Raw genomic sequence first — 18,618 nt, forward strand, 5'->3', positions numbered from 1 at the left:
TCGGCGTCGACGTCTGGGACACCGGCACCGGCAGCCCAGGTGCCGCGGTCACCCTGCGCGCCCGGCGCATCCTGGCCGTTGTACGCGCCCGGGGAGCCTGGGGCGATCCGGCCGTTCTGGGCGGCACGAGCGCCCTGGGCAACCTGGTCCTCCCCGGCTACCCGGGTCGGCTCGGCCTTCTGCCCGGTCATCCGGCGTCCGGCCGTGCGTCGGGCCGGTCCTCGTTCGCCCAACGCTCCGCGAGAGCCGCGGCCTTGCGGGCCGCCTCCGCCACGGCCTCCGGGCCGCCCTTGCCCTGGGCGGCCGCGTAGCCGACGAGGAACGTGGTCAGCGGCGCCGCGGGCCGGTCGACGCCGTGCGCCGCGTCCCGGGCCAGGTCCAGCAGCAGGCGGATGTCGACGTCCAGGTCGATGCCCAGCTCGTCCTTGACTGCGGTAATCCATTCATCCAACACGTGTCCATGCTCCCTGATACGTGCCCGGGCGGCAGCGACGTCCTCCCAGGTGTCGCAGTCGAACGACGCGACGGGGTCGGAAATACGCGTGAGTTCGAGCTCCGTGGTGAGCAGCCGCAGCGGCAGACCGCTCAGACTGCCGTGTTCGGCGGCGAGCAGCGCCAGTTCACGGCGCAGGGGTTCGCTGCGGTAGGCCGCGACGAGTGGTTGGTCCCGGCCGTCGCGGTCGGTCAGCACCGCACCTTCGGCGTCTCGTTCGCGCAGGGTGGTCAGGAGGCGGCGCACCGTTTCCCGGCCCAGGAACGGCAGGTCCCCGGACAGGACGACCACGTTCTCCGCGGTCGTGCGGCGCAATCCCGCGTCGAGTGCGGCAAGGGGGCCGGCTCCCGGCGGATCCTCGCGCGCCCACACCACGGGCCGGACGGTAGGCCTGCGCCCGGCCACGACCACGGTGGTGGCGGCACCGGTGCAGGCAGCCAGCACCCGGTCGAGCAGGGCCCGGCCGCCCACGCTCAGCGCTGGTTTGTCCGCACCGCCGAGCCGCCGCGCGGCTCCCCCAGCGAGGACCACGGCGTCGAAGGCGGCCACCGGGACGGCCTCGGGCTCGGGGACGTCCTCTGCCTCGTACGCGCTCATGCACCGAGTATGGGCGTCCGAAGGATCATTGCCATCCCCGAGAACGCAACCTCACAGATTCCGTCGCAGGTCACATGCCCCGACGTCCAAACCTGGGCCGGCGTGCAGGCAACGGCCGCCCTCCCTGCGGTGCCGCCGGGCCGTCGAGCGGCCCGACGTCGCAGGGGCTGGGACTCACAATGTGCGCAGAAGCACCGCCGGCTGCTCCACACAGTCCGCCACGTAGCGCAGGAAGCCTCCCGCCGTGCCGCCGTCGCAGACCCGGTGGTCGAAGGTCAGCGAGAGCTGGACGACCTGCCGCACCGCCAACTCTCCTTGGTGCACCCAGGGCTTGGGGGCGATCCGGCCCACGCCCAGCATGGCCGCCTCGGGGTGGTTGACGATCGGCGTGGAGCCGTCGACCCCGAACACCCCGTAGTTGTTCAACGTGAAGGTGCCGCCGGTGAGCTCCCCCGGTGTCAGCGTGCCGGTCCGGGCCGACTCGGTCAGCCGGGCGATCTCGGCGCTGAGCGACTCCACATTCCGCGTGTGCGCATCACGCACGACGGGCACGACGAGCCCACGCTCGGTCTGCGCGGCGAAGCCCAGGTGCACATGGCCGAACTGGACGATCTCGCGGGCCTCCATGTCCACCGTGGAGTTGAGCTCCGGATAGCGGGCGAGAGCGGCGGTGCAGATGCGGGCGAGCAGGGCGAGGAGCGAGATCTTCGGACCACCCGCCCCCTCGGCTGCCCGGACGTCTCCCCCGGGGTAACGCTGCATCGCCGCGAGCGCCTGCATCAGTTCCGTGGCGTCCGCGTCCACCCAGCAGGTCGCGTCGGGTATCTCTCGGCGGCTGCGCGCCAGCTTGTCGGCGACCACGCCACGAACGCCGCGCAGCGGCACGCGGACACCAGGGGCACCGGGGGCACCGGAGACGGGTGCGCCGTGCCGCGCTGCCGCGGGCTCCGCAGCGGGGGCATGTCCGGTCCGCAGGACTGCGGGCTCCGGCGCGAGGCCGTACCCCGCCCGCGCTGCCGCGGTCTCGGACGGTGACGGGACGCCGGGCCCTGTCCGCGCTCCGGCCCGCCCTGCTGCCCGTACGGCATCCTCGACGTCGGCCCGCATGATCAGCCCTTCGGGTCCGGAGCCGGCCACCTCATGCAGGTCCAGGCCGTGTTCACGGGCCAGCTTCCGTACGAGGGGCGAGATGACCGGCACCGGGCCCTCGTCGCGCACGGGCCCCCCAGGGGGCGCCTGAACCTCGGCCGCCGATGGGGGTACCCCCTGGAGCTCGGGGGAGGGAGCCGATGGCCGAACTCTCCTGCGCCGCGCCGGCGCCGCCCCTGTGCCATAGCCGACGAGGACATTGCCGGACGACTGGCCCGACGAGTCGCCGGACGAGGCGGAGGGCCGCCCTCGAGACGTCCCAGCTCGTGGCCGCCCCTGGGCCGGCGCCGTTCCTTCAGAGCCTGCTCCCCCAGAGCCTGATTCCCCGGGAATGACGGCCCCCGGCTCACCCCCGGTCGGCCCGGACCCAGCACCCTTGCGCCCTGACGCGCCATTCCCGTCCGCCACGATCCCGGGCTCATGCCCGCGCTCTCCAGCCTGGTCGAGCGACTCAGCAGCCCCGTTGGCCTCTGGATGCGCACCTCCGGCAGGCGCGCCCACCGCGACCGTCAACAGCGGGGCGCCCACGGGCAGTTCCGTGCCCTCCTCGCCGAAGCGCGCGGTCACCACGCCACCGTACGGGCAGGGGACCTCGATCATCGCCTTGGCCGTCTCCACCTCGACGACCGGCTGGTCGACGGCGACGAGATCGCCGACCTCCACCAGCCAGCGGACGATCTCCGCCTCCGTGAGGCCTTCCCCCAGGTCGGGCAGCCTGAATTCGAGGCTGTGCATCTCAGAAGCCTGCGCCATCAGCTCTCCGCCTCCCACTGCAGCCGTGCCACGGCGTCCAGTATCCGGTCGACGCCCGGCAGGTGGTGCCGCTCGAGCATCGGCGGCGGATACGGGATGTCGAACCCGGCCACGCGCAGCACCGGCGCCTCGAGGTGGTGGAAGCAGCGCTCGGTGACCCGCGCCGCGATCTCCCCTCCCGGACCGCCGAACCCACCCGACTCGTGCACGACGACCGCGCGCCCGGTCCGCCGCACCGAGGCACACACCGTCTCGTCGTCGAACGGCACCAGGGAGCGCAGATCGACGACCTCGAGATCCCAGCCCTCGGCCCGCGCCGCCTCGGCCGCCTCCAGGCAGACGGGCACCGACGGGCCGTACGTGATGAGTGTGGCGCTCCGGCCCGAGCGCCGCACCACCGCGCGGCCTATCGGTTCAACGGCCAGCGGATGCTCGGGGTTCCAGTCCGCCTTGGACCAGTACAGGCGCTTCGGCTCCAGGAAGACCACCGGGTCGTCGGAGGCGATGGCGGCCCGCAGCAGCCCGTAGGCGTCGGCGACCGTGGAGGGCGTGACGACATGGAGCCCGGGTGTCGCCATGTAGTACGCCTCCGAGGAGTCGCTGTGGTGCTCGACGCCGCCGATGCCGCCGCCGTAGGGGACGCGCACCGTGAGCGGCAGCGGCATCCTGCCCTTGGTGCGGTTCCGCATCCTGGCCACATGGGAGACGAGCTGCTCGAAGGCGGGGTAGGCGAAGGCGTCGAACTGCATCTCCACCACGGGCCGCAGCCCGTACATCGCCATGCCGACGGCCGTCCCGAGGATTCCCGCCTCCGCGAGGGGGGTGTCCGTGCAGCGGTCGTCGCCGAACTCGCCGGCGAGCCCGTCGGTGATCCGGAAGACACCGCCGAGCGTCCCGACGTCCTCGCCCATCACATGGACGGCCGGGTCCTCGGCCATGGCGTCGCGCAGCGCACGCCCGAGTGCCTGCGCCATGGTGGCCGGCTTGGCGGCGACGGCGGCCGGCTTGGCTGCGACGGTGGTCATCGTCCGGTCCCTTCCGGTGTGGTGGCGGTGCCCTCGGCCTCGGCATCCAGCTCGGCCCGCAACTGTGCGGCCTGCTCGCGCAGTTGCGGAGTCGGCTCGGCGTACACGTGGGCGAAGAGGTCCATGGGGTCGAGCCCCGGGTCCTGGTTCATGCGGGCGCGCAGGTCCGCGGCCACCGCCTCGGCGTCATCGCGCGCCTTACGTACGGCTTCCTCGTCGAGCAGCCCGCGCTCGGTGAGCTCGCGCGCCAGTAGTGCGATCGGGTCGTGATCGCGCCAGGCCTGGACCTCTGCGTCGCCCCGGTAGCGGGTGGCGTCGTCGGCGTTCGTATGGGCGTCGATGCGGTAGGTCACCGCCTCGACGAGTGTCGGGCCGCCGCCCGCGCGCGCGTGCCGCACGGCTTCGGTGAGCACCTCGTGCAGCGCGGCCGCGTCGTTGCCGTCCACGAGCCGGCCCGGCATGCCGTAGCCGACGGCCTTGTGGGCGAGCGACGGGGCCGCGGTCTGCTTGGCGAGCGGCACCGAGATGGCGAAGCCGTTGTTCTGGACGAGGAAGACGACCGGCGCCTGCCACACCGCCGCGAAGTTCAGCGCCTCGTGGAAGTCGCCCTCGCTGGTGCCGCCGTCGCCGACCATGGCCAGCGCGACGACGCCGTCGCCCTTGAGGCGGGCCGCGTGGGCGAGGCCCACGGCGTGCGGCAGCTGCGTCGCCAGGGGCGTGCAGAGGGGGGCGATGCGGTGTTCGCGCGGGTCGTAGCCGGTGTGCCAGTCGCCGCGCAGCAGGGACAGTGCCTGGACGGGGTCGAGGCCGCGGGCTATGGCGGCGAGCGTGTCGCGGTAGCTGGGGAAGAGCCAGTCCCGGTCCTCCAGGGCGAGCGCGGCGGCGACCTGGCAGGCCTCCTGCCCGGTGCTCGACGGATAGACCGCGAGCCTGCCCTGCTTGGTGAGGGCCGTCGCCTGCGCGTTGTACCTGCGGCCGCGCACCAGTTCCGCGTACAGGCGGCGCAGCAGCCCCGGGTCGGCCTGGCGGGCGGCCTCCGTGCCCAGCACGCGGTACGGCTCCGCGTCGGGCAGCAGCGGCGCTGCGTCCGTACGGGGCTGCCAGGCCGGGGGCGGAGCGGGCCGGTAAGTGCCCCTCTGGTCCATGACCGTCAGGCTGCGACTCTTCACCGCGTGCACCTCCTCGTGCTGTGCCCCCGGCTCCACCGGCCAGGGGAGGGCTCCTCGTGGGAGCGGCCGAGAGGCGCGGCGTGTGATGCGCCTCACCTACCGATTGTTCGGTCGTCGGCACATTTTGGCTACAGGCGGCTTCAGGCTGTGGACAATCGGTTCTCCACAACCTGGGATAGAGGCAGTACGTCCATGGTAGAGAGGCGGGGGGACATGGCATCTGAACGAATGGCTGAAGGGATGGAGTCCGGCCGTCCGGAGAGCCCGTCCCGCACGCCGGCCGGTCGTGCGGAAAGCCAGTCCCGTCCACCGGCCGACCGCCCGGAGAACCGGCCCCGCCCCCTGGACGCCATAGACCGCGACATCCTGCAGATGCTGCAGGCCGACGGGCGCGCGTCTATACGTTCGGTGGCCGAACACGTCCATGTGTCCCGTGCGAATGCCTACGCCCGCATCAACCGGCTCATCGAGGACGGCGTGATCCGCGGGTTCAGCGCGCGCATCGACCACGAGCGGGCCGGGCAGGGGGCCTCCGCCTACATCACCCTCAAGATCGTGCAGAACTCCTGGCGCACGGTGCGCGAACAGCTGCGGGCTCTGCCCGAGGCGGCCCATATCGCCCTGGTGAGCGGTGACTTCGACGTTCTGCTGCTGGTGCACACCACGGACACCCGGGCGCTGCGCGATGTCGTACTCACCAAGCTCCAGGCCATCCCCGAAGTGCTCAGCACGCGCACGTTGCTGGTCTTCGAGGAGGACGACCTGGACGCGGAGGCCTGACGTCGCTGATCACGGCCGCGGGACGGCGCATCAGTCCTCCTTGCGGAGCCCCGAGAAGACCAACTGCACGACAGCGTCGGCGATTTCCTGCACTCCCGCCCCACCGCCGTCGGGCCGGTACCACTCCACGATCGAGTTGATCATGCCGAAGACCAGGCGAGTCGCCAGCCGGACCTCGACGTCACCCCGTACGTCGCCGTCGGCGGCCGCGGCCTTCAGCAGGTCCGCCACCTGGTGGTCGAATTCACGGCGCCGCTCCAGGGCCCATCGCTCGGTGCCGGTGTTGCCGCGCACGCGCAGCAGCAACGTGACGTACGGCAGTTCGGCTATGAGGACCTCCACCATGCGGCGCGTGACGTACTCGAGACGCTCCACGGCGCGCCCCACGCGCGCGTGCTCCTCGTCGAGGATCCCGAACAGCCCGTCGAGCGCCCGGCTGACGGCCCGCCGCAGCAGCTCCTCCTTGCCCGCGACATGGTGGTAGATCGACGACTTCGAGATGCCCGCCGCCTTGGCGAGGTGCTCCATGGAGGTGCCGTCGTAGCCGCGCTCGTTGAAGACCTCGACGGAGACGGAGAGCAGCGTCTCGGGGGTGTAGGTGTCGCGCTTGGCGGCGGTCATGAGGCGGACTCCCGCTTCTCGGAGGCGTACGCGCGGCCGAGACCAGGACCGCCAGGGCCGGCGCTCGGGCCGCCGCAGCCGGGCCCGGTGCGGCTGGGGGCGGAGCGCCCGGGGACGAGTGCTGTCATGCTCGCGATCCTCCCGCACCGGGTTTTCCACAGGTTCGGGGGTCCCCCTTGTCCCGACCGATCGTTCGGTTACTCTAACTCTGTCCGCCTGTTCTGCACAGCTCGCCGGCTCGACGAGGAGCCGGTCCGAGGAGGAGTTGGTCCCCGATGGCCGCCGCACTCACCGCGCACCAGCTGATCGACAAGCACCGGCCCACCCTCGACCAGGCGCTGGAAACGATCCGCACGCGCGCGTACTGGTCCCCGCACCCCGAGCACCCCAAGGCCTACGGCGAGAACGGCAGCCTGAGCGCGGCCGAAGGCAAGGCCGCCTTCGACGCTCTCCTGGGCAGCCGCATGGATCTCGGCCAGCCGGGCACGGACGACTGGGCCGACGGCGAGGTCTCGCCGTACGGACCGGCACTCGGCATCACCTATCCGCATGCGGACATCGAGGTCCTGTTGCCCGCCATGCGTGCGGGCATGCGCGCGTGGCGGGACGCGGGCGCGGAGATGCGTGCGGTGACCTGTCTGGAGATCCTGGCCCGGATCAGCGCCCGCACGCACGAGTTCGCGCACGCGGTCATGCACACAAGCGGCCAGGCGTTCATGATGGCGTTCCAGGCGGGCGGCCCGCACGCCCAGGACCGCGGCCTCGAGGCGGTGGCGTATGCGTACGTGGAGCAGGCCAGGACCCCGGACACCGCGGAGTGGACCAAGCCGCAGGGCAAGCGGGACCCGCTCGCGCTGAACAAGCAGTTCACGGCCGTGCCGCGCGGTGTCGCCCTGGTGATCGGCTGCAACACCTTCCCGACGTGGAACGGCTACCCGGGCCTCTTCGCATCCCTGGCCACCGGAAACGCCGTGCTGGTCAAGCCCCACCCTCGCGCGGTGCTGCCGCTCGCACTCACCGTCCAGGTGGCCCGCGAGGTGCTCGCCGAGGCGGGCTTCGACCCGAACCTGGTGGCCCTTGCCGCCGAGCGGCCCGGCGAAGGCATCGCCAAGACCCTTGCCGTACGCCCCGAGATCAAGATCATCGACTACACGGGCTCGACGGCGTTCGGCGAATGGCTGGAGGCCAACGCCCGCCAGGCGCAGGTGTACACCGAGAAGGCCGGCGTCAACACGATCGTCGTCGAGTCGACCGGCAACTACCAGGGCATGCTGGCCAACCTCGCGTTCTCCCTGTCCCTCTACAGCGGCCAGATGTGCACCACCCCACAGAACCTGCTGATCCCGCGCGACGGCATCACCACGGACGCGGGCCACAAGACCTTCGACGAGGTCGTGGCCGATCTGGCAGCCGCGGTGAGCGGCCTGCTGGGCGACGACGCGCGGGCCAACGCGCTCCTGGGCGCCCTGGTCAACCCGGATGTGAAGGCCCGCCTGGACGCCGCGTCCGGCCTGGGCGAGGTCGCCCTGCCCTCACGGGAGATCAGCAACCCGGAGTTCCCCGACGCCGTGGTCCGTACGCCGGTGATCGTGAAGCTCGACGGCGCCAAGCCGGACGCAGAGGCGGCCTATCTGAGTGAGTGCTTCGGCCCGGTCTCCTTCGCTGTGGCGGTCGACTCGGCGGCGGACGCCGTGGAGCTGCTGCGGCGCACGGTGCGCGACAAGGGGGCGATGACCGTCGGCGCCTACACCACGTCGGACGAGGTCGCCGAGGCGATCGAGGAAACGTGCCTGGAGGAGTGCGCGCAGCTGTCGCTGAACCTGACGGGCGGCGTGTACGTCAACCAGACCGCGGCGTTCTCGGATTTCCACGGATCGGGCGGCAACCCGGCGGCCAACTCAGCTTTGTGCGACGGCGCGTTCGTGGCGAACCGGTTCCGAGTGGTGGAGGTGCGGCGGGAGGCGTGAGTTACTCCGCGCCGCTCGCGGACCAGTGGAAGAGCGTCATGGCCACGCTTGTCGCCAGGTTGTAGCTGGAGACCTGGGGGCGCATCGGCAGGGACACCAAGTGGTCGGCCCGCGCGCGGACTTCGCCTGACAGGCCGCTCCGTTCGGACCCGAAGGCGAGGACCGCGTCGTCCGGGATCTTCAGGCCGCGGATGTCCTCGCCCTCCGCGTCGAGCGCGAACAGCGGCCCCCGCGGCAGATCGGCGACGTCCAGGCGCTCCACCGCTGTCGCGAAGTGCAGGCCTGCGCCTCCGCGTACGACCGTCGGATGCCAGGGGTCGAGAGTGCCTGTGGTCACGACGCCCGTCGCCCCGAAACCGGCCGCGAGGCGGATCACCGCTCCGGCGTTGCCCAGGTTGCGCGGGTTGTCGAGCACCACGACCGGCGCTGACCGCGGCATACGTGCCAGCGCCTCCAGATTGGCCGTACGCGAGGGACGTACCGCCAGAGCGGCAACGCCGGTGGGGTGGATGCGCGGGACGAGGGCCCGCAGCGCCTCGTCCGTGACCTCGACCAGCAGCGCACCGAGTGGTTCCCGCAGGTCGGGGGCAAGGTCCTCGGCGAGGTGGAGCACGGCCGCCCGGTCGCTCGTCAGGGCGACGGGGATCTGCGCGCCGAAGCGGAGGGCGTGCTTGAGGGCGTGAAAACCGTCGAGCAGTACGGCCGTGTCGGCGAGCCCGCGCCAGATACGTACCGCGGCGGTGGCCGAGGCAGCGGTGGCCGGTGCAGAGGGCTCGTTCATGCCGTGAAGCCTACGCGCGCCTGCTCGGCGGATTCCGGGTCCGGCTCCTCGCCCCGGCGCTGTCCAGGCACCCGGGGTTCTCCACGGGAACCGCGCCGGCGCCCCGGAAGCAGCACTCCACGCGCGCGTGCCGCCCATCCGCCCACGCGCCGGAGGAACGACGTCGGCAGGAAGACCGCATCAGCGGTGATCATCGCGAGCGAGAAGAACGGAAGGCCGAGCACGACGGCGATGACGGCGTGCTCGAACACCATGGCGGCCAGCAGGACGTTCTTGATGCGACGGTTGAAGAGCGTGAACGGGAAGGCGACCTGGACCGCGACGGTTCCGTACGTCACCAGCATCACGAGGGTGCCGTGGGCGGCGAGCGCGTCGGAGAGGGCCGGCCAGGGCGAGAAGGAGTCGAGCTGGAGCGGGTAGTAGACCGCGGTGCCGTCCTGCCAGCGGCTGCCCTGGATCTTGTACCAGCCCGCGGTGGCGTAGATCAGACAGGCCTCGGCCATGATCACGAAGAGTGCGGCGTTATGGACGAGATTGGCGACGACATCGAGGAGAAGACGCAGCTCCCCGCCGGGCGCGCGCCGCTCGACGGCCCACCACAGGCCGTGGGCGCCCCACAGTCCCCAGAAGATCAACAGCCAGCCCCAGCCGAGCTCGCCCATGAACGTCACGACGGAGAGCGCGAGCCCGAGGATCCACCACAGGACCGGCCCGACCCTGTCCCTCGTCTCGTCCTCCCTCGTGTCCGTCTCGTCCCGGGAGTGCCCGCTGTCGTCGAATCCGTCCCGGGAATGCCCGCTGTCGAAACCGTCCCGGGTCTCAGCCTCGTCGACCACGTCCCAAGGTTGCGCAGTGTCGTCGACCCCGTCCCGGGGTTGCGCAGTGTCGTCGACCCCGCCCCCGGGTCGCCCGGCCTCGTCGGCCCCGCCCCCGGGTCGCCCGGCCTCGTCGGCCCCGGAACGCTCGCCACGCGCGCGTGCCTCCTGCGCGCGCCGCAGCCTCCGCGCGTCCAGCGACCAGACCTGCCCACAGCGCGTGAGCACCAGATAGACCGACATCAGGTGAATGACGTTGTCACCGCCGTCACCCATGAAGATGCTGCGGTTCTGCAGCGAGAGCACCCCGACCATGAAGAGCACCGACATGGTGCGGGTGCGCCAGCCGAGCATCAGCAGCACGCTGGAGAGCAGCGCCAGCACGTAGACCGTCTCGAACCAGAACGTGCTGTCGGACCACATCAGCACCGTGAAAGCGTGGTTGTTCGCGATGAGCTGCTGGGCCATGTCCCAGTTCCAGGGGCCGTCGGGCCCGTACATCTCATGGCGGTTCGGCAGCTCGCGCAGCAGGAACAGCAGCCAGGTGGCGGCGAAGCCGATACGGATCACGGCAGTCTGGTACGGGCCCAGCGCGGTTGCCGTGACGCGCGCGATGCCGCGCGCGAGCGATGCGATCGGGCGCTCGAGACGGTGGAGACGGTCGAGACGGCTCACCGGGCGGTCACCTCCACCTTCGTCGCCCGAGCCAGAGGCACGTCGTCCGGCGTCACCGACCACCAGGGGAGCTCACGGAACACAGGCCGGGTGTCGATCTTCTCGTCGCTCCACTCGGGCGGCGGCACATTGGCGGTCCTGGAACGGACCTGCACGCGCCCGATGACGGCGCCCCGTCCGCCCGGGTTCTCACCGTCGAGACGCAGGACGACTATGCGGCGTATGTAGCGCTCCGAGAGGTCGCCGCGCAGACCGGCCGGGCGGTTCTCGGTGTCGTGCGAGGAGACGTAGAAGTCCCAGGCCCGGCGCAGTTCGTTCTGCTGAGTGTGGCTCGGGAGCAGATTGCCGTCGATGGCGGCTCCGTCGTGCGCGGAGAGGTCGTACCAGCCGGTCGTCCGGGTCGTTCCGTCCGCGGTACGGACCTCGGCCCGCGCCTGCACCGAGATGTTCTGCTGCAGGGGATTGGGGGCGAAGAGCTTCCAGTTCTGCTCGAACTCGGGATATATCCACTGGTCGATCGCCTGCCCGTGCTGCTTTGTCACGGTGTTCGACGGGGCGACGTGCAGAAACACCATCGCCAGGTGCGCACACGCGGCAAGCGCGACTGTCCCGAGCGCGAGCGCGGCGACGAGCTGGTAGCGGAACGAGAGCGCGGCTATGCCGACCCGGGAAGCGTGGGGAGGTGCGGGCTGGGGGCGGGCGCTCACGCCCTTGTCGTATGCGTCCATTCCGCCCCGATCCATCCACGCTTTCCGATGCGATTCCTGATTGCTGATCCGGATTCGGATTCGGATTCCTCGGATTCCTCGGATTCCTCGGATTCCGGATTCCGGTTGCCGCCCGTTTCCGTTTCCCGCGGCTCGCCCGCTACGGCTCCCCGGCCCCCGACCTTCGGACCCTCGGACCTCGGGCCCTCGAACCCTGGCCCTCGTCGCGACGTTCGCACCGGACGGTACCCAGGTCTGCCCGCCCGGCACAGCGATCCGTGACGTTGTCCACAGGGTTGACACCTTACGGCGCCGGTTCACATCCCTCGTCCCGTCCGGCACGCGGCCTTCAGTGCCGGCCGATGGCCAGGGGTTGCAGGTGGCGCCGGCCGGAGGTGGCAGGTGGCGCCGGCCGGAGGGTGCAGGTGGGGGACGGGCGCGGATCCGGAATCTGCTCGCGCCGTTCCCTTCTCGTAGAACCTGTTCTATCTTGACGCCCCGTCAGATCGATTGTCAGTGCCCGCGCTCACAATGGTCGCCGTATCGCGGAAGGACAGGCCGTGGACTTCACCTTCACCGAGGAACAGCAGGCGGCCGCAGAGGCGGCGAAAGCAGTGTTCGCCGGGGTCACGCCGGACGGCGTACCCAGCCCGGCCCTCACACCGGGCCCCGTCGCACAGGACTTCGACCGTGCACTGTGGACCAGGCTCGCCGACAGCGATCTGCTGAGTCTGCTGGTCGGACCCGAGTACGGCGGGGCCGGCCTGGACGCCATCGCCCTCTGCCTCGTACTGCGGGAATCCGCGAAGGTGCTCGCCCGCGTCCCGCTGCTGGAGAGCAGCGCCGCGGCATACGCCGTACACACCTACGGCGGTGAGGAACTGAAGCGCGACATACTCCCGCCCGCCGCACGCGGCGATCTCGTCCTGACCGTGGCCGCCAACGGCCGTACCGGCCACGACCCGGCGGAACTCGCCGTCGCCGCACGTCGGGACGGCGACGCCTGGGTCCTGGACGGCGTCCAGACGGCCGTGCCCTGGGCACATGGGGCCGACCTGATCATGGTCCCCGCGCACACCGGCGATGGTCGCACCATGCTGGCGCTCGTCCCGCGCGCCCACGAAGGCATCAGCCTCTACGAGCAGATCTCCACGAGCGGCGAACGCCTCGGCGAAGTCCGTCTGGACTCCGTACGCATCAACGCCCACGACGTCATCGAGGCCGAGGGCGCCTGGGAGTGGCTGCGGAACCTTCTGGCCACCGGCACCTGCGCGCTGGCGCTGGGCCTCGGCGAGGGCGTGCTGGCCATGACGAGTACGTACACCGGCAAACGCGAGCAGTTCGGGTTCCCGATAGCCACCTTCCAGGCCGTCGCCGTGCAGGCCGCCGACCGCTACATCGACCTGCGCGCGATGGAGGCCACCCTCTGGCAGGCCGCCTGGCGCATCAGCACGGCCGCGGGCGGCGCGCTGCCGGCGTCGGGCGATGTGGCGGTCGCCAAGATCTGGGCGTCCGACGGCGTACGACGCGTCGTACAGACCGCGCAGCATCTGCACGGCGGCTTCGGCGCCGACACCGACTACCCGCTGCACCGCTACCACGCGTGGGCCAAACACCTCGAGCTGTCACTCGGCCCGGCCGCGGCGCACGAGGAAGCGCTGGGTGATCTGCTCGCCGCCCATGCACTGAGCTGATCGGCGGGCGGCCGCGGGCCCGCCAGGCAGCCTCGGCTCGCGGCAGGACAGTCTCGACTCAGCAAGCCGTCTCGGCTCGCGGCAGGACAGTCCCGACTCAGCAAGCCGTCTCAGCTCGCGGCGGGCGATCTTTGTGCAGCCGGCCGACGCGGCCCGCTACAGCACGAAGCCCGGCTGCCCCTTGGCGTCCACGACCGGGCGGCCGGCGGCAGCCCACACCTGCATACCGCCGTCGACGTTCACGGCGTCGATGCCCTGCTGCACGAGGTACATCGCGACCTGCGCCGAGCGCCCGCCGGACCGGCAGATGACATGGATCCTGCCGTCCTGCGGCGCCGCCTCGGTCAGCTCGCCGTACCGGGCCACGAACTCACTGATGGGGATGTGCAGCGCCCCCTCGACGTGACCCGCCTCCCATTCATCGTCCTCGCGGACGTCCAGCAGGAAGTCCTCGGCCGAAAGCTGGCCGACCTCGACCGTGGGAACACCAGATCCGAAATGCATAACCCCGACGCTACCTGACCACGCCCCACCGCTTCACGGCTGCGCCGCCCACTGTTCCGGGAGCCGTATCGGGGCACCGGCTCAGCCCCGCAAGACGATCCGCTAGATCCGCTGGTCCCCTGGATCCGCTGGATCCGCTGGATCCGCTGGTCCGCCGGATCCGCTGGTCCGCCGGATCCGCTGGTCCGCCGGATCCGCTGGTCCGCCGGATCCGCTGGTCCGCCGGATCCGCTGGTCCGCCGGATCCGCTAAGCGGCCAGCAGCCGCGCCAGCTCCGCCTCACGCTCCGCGACCTCGGCCAGCAGCTGCTCGGCGATCTCGTCCAGCAGCCGGTCCGGATCGTCGGGCGCCAGCCGCAGCATCGAGCCGATCGCGCCCTCCTCCAGCTCACGCGCGACCAGGGTGAGCAGCTCCTTGCGCTGCGCCAGCCACTCGAGCCGGGCGTACAGCTCTTCGCTGGGGCTGGGCCGCCGTTCCGCGGGCACCGGCCCTGCGGCCCACTCCTCGGCCAGTTCCCTCAGCAACGCCTCGTCACCACGGGCGTACGCGGCGTTGACCCGCGAGATGAACTCGTCACGCCGGTCCCGCTCCCGCTCGTCGTCCGCCAGATCCGGATGCGCCTTACGCGCCAGCTCGCGGTACAGCTTGCGGGCCTCGTCGCTGGGGCGCACCCGCTGCGGCGGCCTGACCGACTGATCGGTGAGCATGGCGGCGGCCTCAGGCCGCAGCCCGTCCGAGTCCATCCAGTCGTGGAACAGCTCCTCGACCGCCGGCATCGGCATGACCCGCGCCCGCGCCTCCTGCGCCCGGCGCAGATCCTCGGGATCACCGGTACGGGCTGCTCTGGCCTCGGCGATCTGCGCGTCGAGCTCGTCCAGCCGTGCGTACATCGGGCCGAGCTTCTGATGGTGCAGCCGGGAGAAGTTCTCCACCTCGACCCGGAACGTCTCGACGGCGATCTCGTACTCGATCAACGCCTGCTCAGCGTTGCGCACGGCCTGCTCGAGCCGCTCCTCGGGCCGCCGCCCATCGGAACCGGCCCGCTGCCCGCTCCCAGCCTGCTTCGCCTGCTCGCCAGCATCTGGGTGCTGATCGCCGCTGGGCTGCTGGTCGCCACCGGGCTGCTCGCCGGCACCCGACTGGCCACCGACACCGGCGGGCTCTCCCGTGCCGGACCGCTCACCTGCGCCAGCCCGCTCCCGCGGCTCCTGGGCAGGCGGCTCGGGCGGGGTCATCTCGGCTTCCGGGGTCGTCACCGGTCCAGCCTAGGCCACGGCCGCGAGACGGAGGCCAGCGCTCCGAAGGGAAGCGGCGGGGAGCGCCGAATCTGGTTTGTCGCCCCCGGCTGGGAGGGGGCCCGCCCCCTCCCCCGCCCCGCCCCGCCCCGTCCCGCCCCCAGACCCCCCTATTCCCTCAAACCCCAATCTCCGCCGCCACCCTCCCCTCCCTCACCGCAGCAACCAGCCCCGCATGGTCCGCTTCCGTGCGGTCTGCGTAGGCCATCGCGAAATGTGCGATCGCCTCGTCCAGTTCCTCGGTCTTGCCGCAGTATCCGGCTATCAGTCGTGGCTCGGCGCTGTGTGCGTGGGCGCGGGCCAGTAGGGCGCCGGTCATGCGGCCGTAGTCGTCCAGCTGGTCGGCGGCCAGCGCCGCGGGGTCCACGCTGCCCTTTCGGTTGCGGAACTGCCTTACCTGGAAAGGCCGTCCGTCGACCGACGTCCATCCCAGGAGGATGTCGCTGACCACCTGCATACGCTTCTGGCCGAGCACCACTCGGCGGCCCTCGTGGTTCTCCTCCGGCACCTTGAAGCCAGCGGCCGGCAGGTGCGGCAGGAGGGCGGACGGGCGCGCTTCCTTCACCTGCAGCACCAGGGGCTCGCCCCGGTGGTCGAGGAGCAGCGCCACGTACGAGCGGGTTCCGACGCTGCCGGTGCCGACCACCCGGAACGCGACGTCCTGGATCGCGTACCGCGCCAGCAGCGGCAGACGGTCGACGGACAGGGTGCTCAGATACTCGCCGAGGGAGGCCGCCACCGCGGCCGCTTCGGCGTCGGGTATGCGGCGCAGCACAGGCGGGGCGTCGACGAACCGCCGTCCTCCGTCGGCTGTCGGTTCGGTGGATTTGGCGGCGAACCGCCCGCTTGTGTTGTTCCGTGCCTTCTGCGAGACCCGCTCCAGCGTCCCGAGCAGGTCGTGTGCGTCCGTGTGGGAGACCAGTTCCTCGTCGGCGATGGCGTTCCACGCGTCGAGGACGGGCAGCTTCGCGAGGAGCCGCATCGTGCGCCGGTAGGCGCCCGCGGCGTCGAAGGCCGCCTTGCGGCAGGTGTCTTCATCCGCTCCCGCCTCACGGCCGGCGAGAACGAGCGATGCGGCGAGCCGCTTGACGTCCCACTCCCACGGTCCGTGCACGGTTTCGTCGAAGTCGTTCAGGTCGATGACGAGGCCGCCGCGCGCGTCCGCGTAAAGCCCGAAGTTGGCCGCGTGTGCGTCGCCGCATATCTGTGCGCCGACGCCCGTGAGGGGCGTGCGCGCCAGGTCGTACGCCATGAGTCCGGCCGAACCGCGCAGGAAGGCGAAGGGACTTGCGGCCATCCGCCCGACACGTATGGGTGTGAGGTCCGCCAGCCTGCCGCGGTTGGACTCCTCGACGGCGGTGACGGCGTCCGGGCGACCGCTGTCGGCCGAGAACTCCGCGTGTGAGGACCGGGGCACACGCGCACGCAGTGCCTTGCCCTCCTGCTTGGGCGAATGCCCGGGCGAATCCTCCGCGGACCATTCCGCGAATCCCCGCACCCGCGGCAGCCGGGCCGCCCGAGGCCCACCCCCCAGCTGCGGCGCTTCCGCTGCATCGCGCGCCGCCGTCTCGTCGCGGGACGTCTCGTCGCGCGACGTCTCGTCGTGTTCCGACTCGACGCGCCGTCCGCGAACGCCCGTGGCTTCCAGCCCGGCTTCGGTACTGATCTCGGTCAAGGCGACCGCCTCCCCCGTGTCTCACCGCCTTCTGCGGCGGTTGCAGCAGTGGCGGTACGCAGCGTCCGGAAAGCCGTACACCCCCCGCGAAGCGCGAACATACGGGCGTTACGGACTGCGGACGCACCGCGTACCGACGTGCAGATGAACATCAACCGGCAATGACCGTACCGCCGGTGGCGAGAGTGCGTCAGAGCCTGTGGACAACTCCGCACCTGTGGACAACTCCACGTCAGCACCCAGGGCATGCTGTGGACAACTCGGGTGCGATGAACTCACTGAGGGCCTACGCGGGTTGTAGAGCGCACCATTTCAGCCGCCCTGTGCAGCCGCCCGTTCAGTCGCCCTCTGCAGTCTCCCCGCCCTACTGCTGGGACTCCCCCGGACACCCGGAGCCGTCCGGCAGGTGCTTCTCAGCCCACTGCTCGAGTTCCTTGAGCGAGGGCTCCAGCGCAGCACCCGCCTCTGTCAGCCGGTACGAGACGCGCAGCGGGGGTCCCTCGGACACCTCCCGTACGACGAGCCCCGCGGTGGCGAGTTCCGTCAGCCGGTCCGAGAGCATGCGTTCGCTGATGCCGGGGATGGCCCTCCGCAGATCGGCGAAGTGGACGGGCTGCTGGATCAGCACGGACACGATGAGCCCGGTCCAGCGCTTTCCGAGCAGTTCGAATACGCGCGTGATGCCTTCGTCTACGCGCTTGCACGCCGTCTCGCTGTGGACCCCGTTGACCGCCATGAGTCCAGAGTACTGCTTTACCTTCCGGAGGTGAAAAAAAGTAAGGACCTGTGTTATCCATAGTTACGCACGGAGTGGCAGTGCGTCGGTAGCGGCGACGCGGCAGGCCCATGCCGCCTCACGCTCGCGATCCCTCCCACTCCGCTCACAACTCATCGCCACATCCGCCCGGCCCGCCGGGCGGGGCATTACCCACGGAGATCCCCATGGCCACCCTGTTGCATCTGGACTCGTCTGTTTTCCCCGGTTCCGCCTCCGCTTCCCGGACCGTCACGGACACGTTCCGCAAGGCGTGGGAGGAGCAGCACCCCGAAGGCACGGTGATCTACCGGGATCTGGCCGCGAACCCGGTACCCCATCTCGACGGCGCCGGCGCCTCCGCTGCCTTCGCCGACCCGGCGACGCACACCCCCGAGCAGGCGGCGGCCTACGCCGAGCGCATCAAGCTGGTGGAGGAGTTGGAGCAGGCCGACGCCGTGCTGATCGGCGCCCCGATGTACAACTTCACGATTCCGTCGACCCTGAAGGCCTGGCTGGACCAGGTGATCATCATGGGCCGCACTGCGCGTGAGACGTCCTCGGTCAAGGGCACCCCGGTCACCGTCGTCGCCAGCCGGGGCGGCTCGTACGCCCCTGGCACGCCGCGTGAGGGCTTCGAGTACGTGCAGAACCTGATCGGCGCTCTGCTGTCGGACATGCTCGGCATGGACGTCGACTTCATCGTCCCCGAGCTGACGCTTGCGCACTCCAACCCCGCCATGGCGGAGCTGATCCCGCTCGCCGAGGCGTCCCGCGAGAAGGCCCTGAACGACGCGGCCTCGAAGGCGAAGACGCTCGTCCAGCGCGTCGCCGCCGCCTGATCCACCAGGCTGCCTGATACACCAGACGGCCTGATGCACCAGACCGTCTGATCCAGCGGCCGCCTGATCCACAGCGCCGTCGACCTGCGGCCGGCCGCAGCCGGCCGCACGCCCGCAGTCGCTCAAACCGGGGCCCTCCCGAACCGGCGGGCCCCGGCAGGCATACACATCGACGACGCTCCCAGCGGTGAGATACGTCACCGCGGAGCCCTGCCGCGCACCAGGCGGGGCACCCGCGCCGCGGCGCCGTACGACACAGCAGCACAGCAGCACAGCAGTACAGACACAGCCGTACGACACAGCCACGCAAGACGGCCACAGC

At 71.1% G+C, this 18,618-nt stretch carries 17 protein-coding genes; 4 read left to right on the forward strand and 13 right to left on the reverse strand.

The window, feature by feature from the left end:
- Positions 1-187 precede the first annotated feature (187 nt).
- From H1D24_RS05690 to pdhA, 4 genes are all read right to left on the reverse strand, one after another.
- Positions 188-1,090 carry an NTP transferase domain-containing protein gene (locus H1D24_RS05690; RefSeq protein WP_181656252.1) on the reverse strand — a complete coding sequence of 301 codons (903 nt, stop codon included), beginning with the start codon at positions 1,088-1,090 and terminating at the stop codon, positions 188-190.
- 174 nt (positions 1,091-1,264) lie between these two features.
- Positions 1,265-2,992: a dihydrolipoamide acetyltransferase family protein gene (locus tag H1D24_RS05695; RefSeq protein WP_181656253.1), complete on the reverse strand. Its 1,728-nt coding sequence runs from the start codon at positions 2,990-2,992 to the stop codon at positions 1,265-1,267.
- Positions 2,992-4,017, reverse strand: coding sequence for an alpha-ketoacid dehydrogenase subunit beta (locus H1D24_RS05700; protein ID WP_181656254.1), 1,026 nt, complete (start codon positions 4,015-4,017; stop codon positions 2,992-2,994). Before H1D24_RS05700 ends, H1D24_RS05695 begins: the two co-directional genes overlap by 1 nt.
- Positions 4,014-5,171, reverse strand: coding sequence for a pyruvate dehydrogenase (acetyl-transferring) E1 component subunit alpha (gene pdhA, locus H1D24_RS05705; protein WP_181656410.1), 1,158 nt, complete (start codon positions 5,169-5,171; stop codon positions 4,014-4,016). The genes H1D24_RS05700 and pdhA overlap by 4 nt, the downstream gene beginning before the upstream one ends.
- 228 nt (positions 5,172-5,399) lie before the next feature.
- Here pdhA and H1D24_RS05710 point away from each other — a divergent pair, with 228 nt between their 5' ends.
- Positions 5,400-5,966, forward strand: a complete 567-nt coding sequence (locus H1D24_RS05710) for an Lrp/AsnC family transcriptional regulator (protein ID WP_246458707.1) — start codon at positions 5,400-5,402, stop codon at positions 5,964-5,966.
- A 30-nt stretch (positions 5,967-5,996) separates the two neighbouring features.
- Here the strand turns inward: H1D24_RS05710 and H1D24_RS05715 are convergent, their stop codons facing one another.
- Complete coding sequence (locus H1D24_RS05715; protein ID WP_181656256.1) at positions 5,997-6,587, reverse strand: TetR/AcrR family transcriptional regulator; 591 nt, start codon at positions 6,585-6,587, stop codon at positions 5,997-5,999.
- Positions 6,584-6,715 (reverse strand): hypothetical protein, encoded by a 132-nt coding sequence (locus tag H1D24_RS42130; RefSeq protein WP_258563840.1) that lies wholly within the window; start codon positions 6,713-6,715, stop codon positions 6,584-6,586. The genes H1D24_RS05715 and H1D24_RS42130 overlap by 4 nt, the downstream gene beginning before the upstream one ends.
- Before the next feature lie 147 nt (positions 6,716-6,862).
- Between H1D24_RS42130 and paaN the strand changes: the two genes are divergently transcribed.
- Positions 6,863-8,554, forward strand: coding sequence for a phenylacetic acid degradation protein PaaN (gene paaN, locus H1D24_RS05720; RefSeq protein ID WP_181656257.1), 1,692 nt, complete (start codon positions 6,863-6,865; stop codon positions 8,552-8,554).
- Position 8,555: 1 nt separating this feature from the next.
- Here paaN and H1D24_RS05725 read toward each other — a convergent pair whose 3' ends face one another.
- Genes H1D24_RS05725 through H1D24_RS05740 form a run of 3 tightly spaced genes read right to left on the reverse strand, consistent with a single transcriptional unit; the run spans position 8,556 to position 11,553 of the window.
- Positions 8,556-9,335, reverse strand: a complete 780-nt coding sequence (locus H1D24_RS05725; protein ID WP_181656258.1) for a TrmH family RNA methyltransferase — start codon at positions 9,333-9,335, stop codon at positions 8,556-8,558.
- Positions 9,332-10,825 (reverse strand): HTTM domain-containing protein, encoded by a 1,494-nt coding sequence (locus H1D24_RS42135; protein WP_309484210.1) that lies wholly within the window; start codon positions 10,823-10,825, stop codon positions 9,332-9,334. Before H1D24_RS42135 ends, H1D24_RS05725 begins: the two co-directional genes overlap by 4 nt.
- A complete protein-coding gene (locus H1D24_RS05740) occupies positions 10,822-11,553 on the reverse strand; it encodes a DUF5819 family protein (protein WP_181656259.1) in 732 nt (243 codons plus the stop codon). The genes H1D24_RS42135 and H1D24_RS05740 overlap by 4 nt, the downstream gene beginning before the upstream one ends.
- A 539-nt stretch (positions 11,554-12,092) precedes the next feature.
- On the opposite strand from H1D24_RS05740, the gene H1D24_RS05745 reads away from it, so the two are divergent.
- Positions 12,093-13,226, forward strand: a complete 1,134-nt coding sequence (locus H1D24_RS05745) for an acyl-CoA dehydrogenase family protein (RefSeq protein WP_181656260.1) — start codon at positions 12,093-12,095, stop codon at positions 13,224-13,226.
- Between the two features lie 156 nt (positions 13,227-13,382).
- Here H1D24_RS05745 and H1D24_RS05750 read toward each other — a convergent pair whose 3' ends face one another.
- From H1D24_RS05750 to H1D24_RS05765, 4 genes are all read right to left on the reverse strand, one after another.
- Positions 13,383-13,730 (reverse strand): rhodanese-like domain-containing protein, encoded by a 348-nt coding sequence (locus tag H1D24_RS05750; protein ID WP_181656261.1) that lies wholly within the window; start codon positions 13,728-13,730, stop codon positions 13,383-13,385.
- Between the two features lie 248 nt (positions 13,731-13,978).
- Positions 13,979-14,986 carry a hypothetical protein gene (locus H1D24_RS05755; protein WP_309484211.1) on the reverse strand — a complete coding sequence of 336 codons (1,008 nt, stop codon included), beginning with the start codon at positions 14,984-14,986 and terminating at the stop codon, positions 13,979-13,981.
- Between the two features lie 157 nt (positions 14,987-15,143).
- On the reverse strand, positions 15,144-16,559 hold the full coding sequence (locus H1D24_RS05760) for a DUF2252 domain-containing protein (protein WP_374064167.1): 1,416 nt from the start codon (positions 16,557-16,559) through the stop codon (positions 15,144-15,146).
- Positions 16,560-17,064: 505 nt separating this feature from the next.
- The gene (locus tag H1D24_RS05765; protein WP_181656263.1) at positions 17,065-17,436 is read right to left on the reverse strand and encodes a winged helix-turn-helix transcriptional regulator; all 372 of its coding nucleotides are present in this window, start codon (positions 17,434-17,436) and stop codon (positions 17,065-17,067) included.
- 206 nt (positions 17,437-17,642) lie between these two features.
- Here H1D24_RS05765 and H1D24_RS05770 point away from each other — a divergent pair, with 206 nt between their 5' ends.
- Entirely contained in the window at positions 17,643-18,296 is a 654-nt protein-coding gene (locus H1D24_RS05770; protein ID WP_181656264.1) for an FMN-dependent NADH-azoreductase, read from the forward strand.
- Positions 18,297-18,618 lie beyond the last annotated feature (322 nt).

Origin of the sequence: Streptomyces himalayensis subsp. himalayensis (assembly GCF_013778455.1) — a bacterium.
GTDB lineage: Bacteria > Actinomycetota > Actinomycetes > Streptomycetales > Streptomycetaceae > Streptomyces > Streptomyces himalayensis.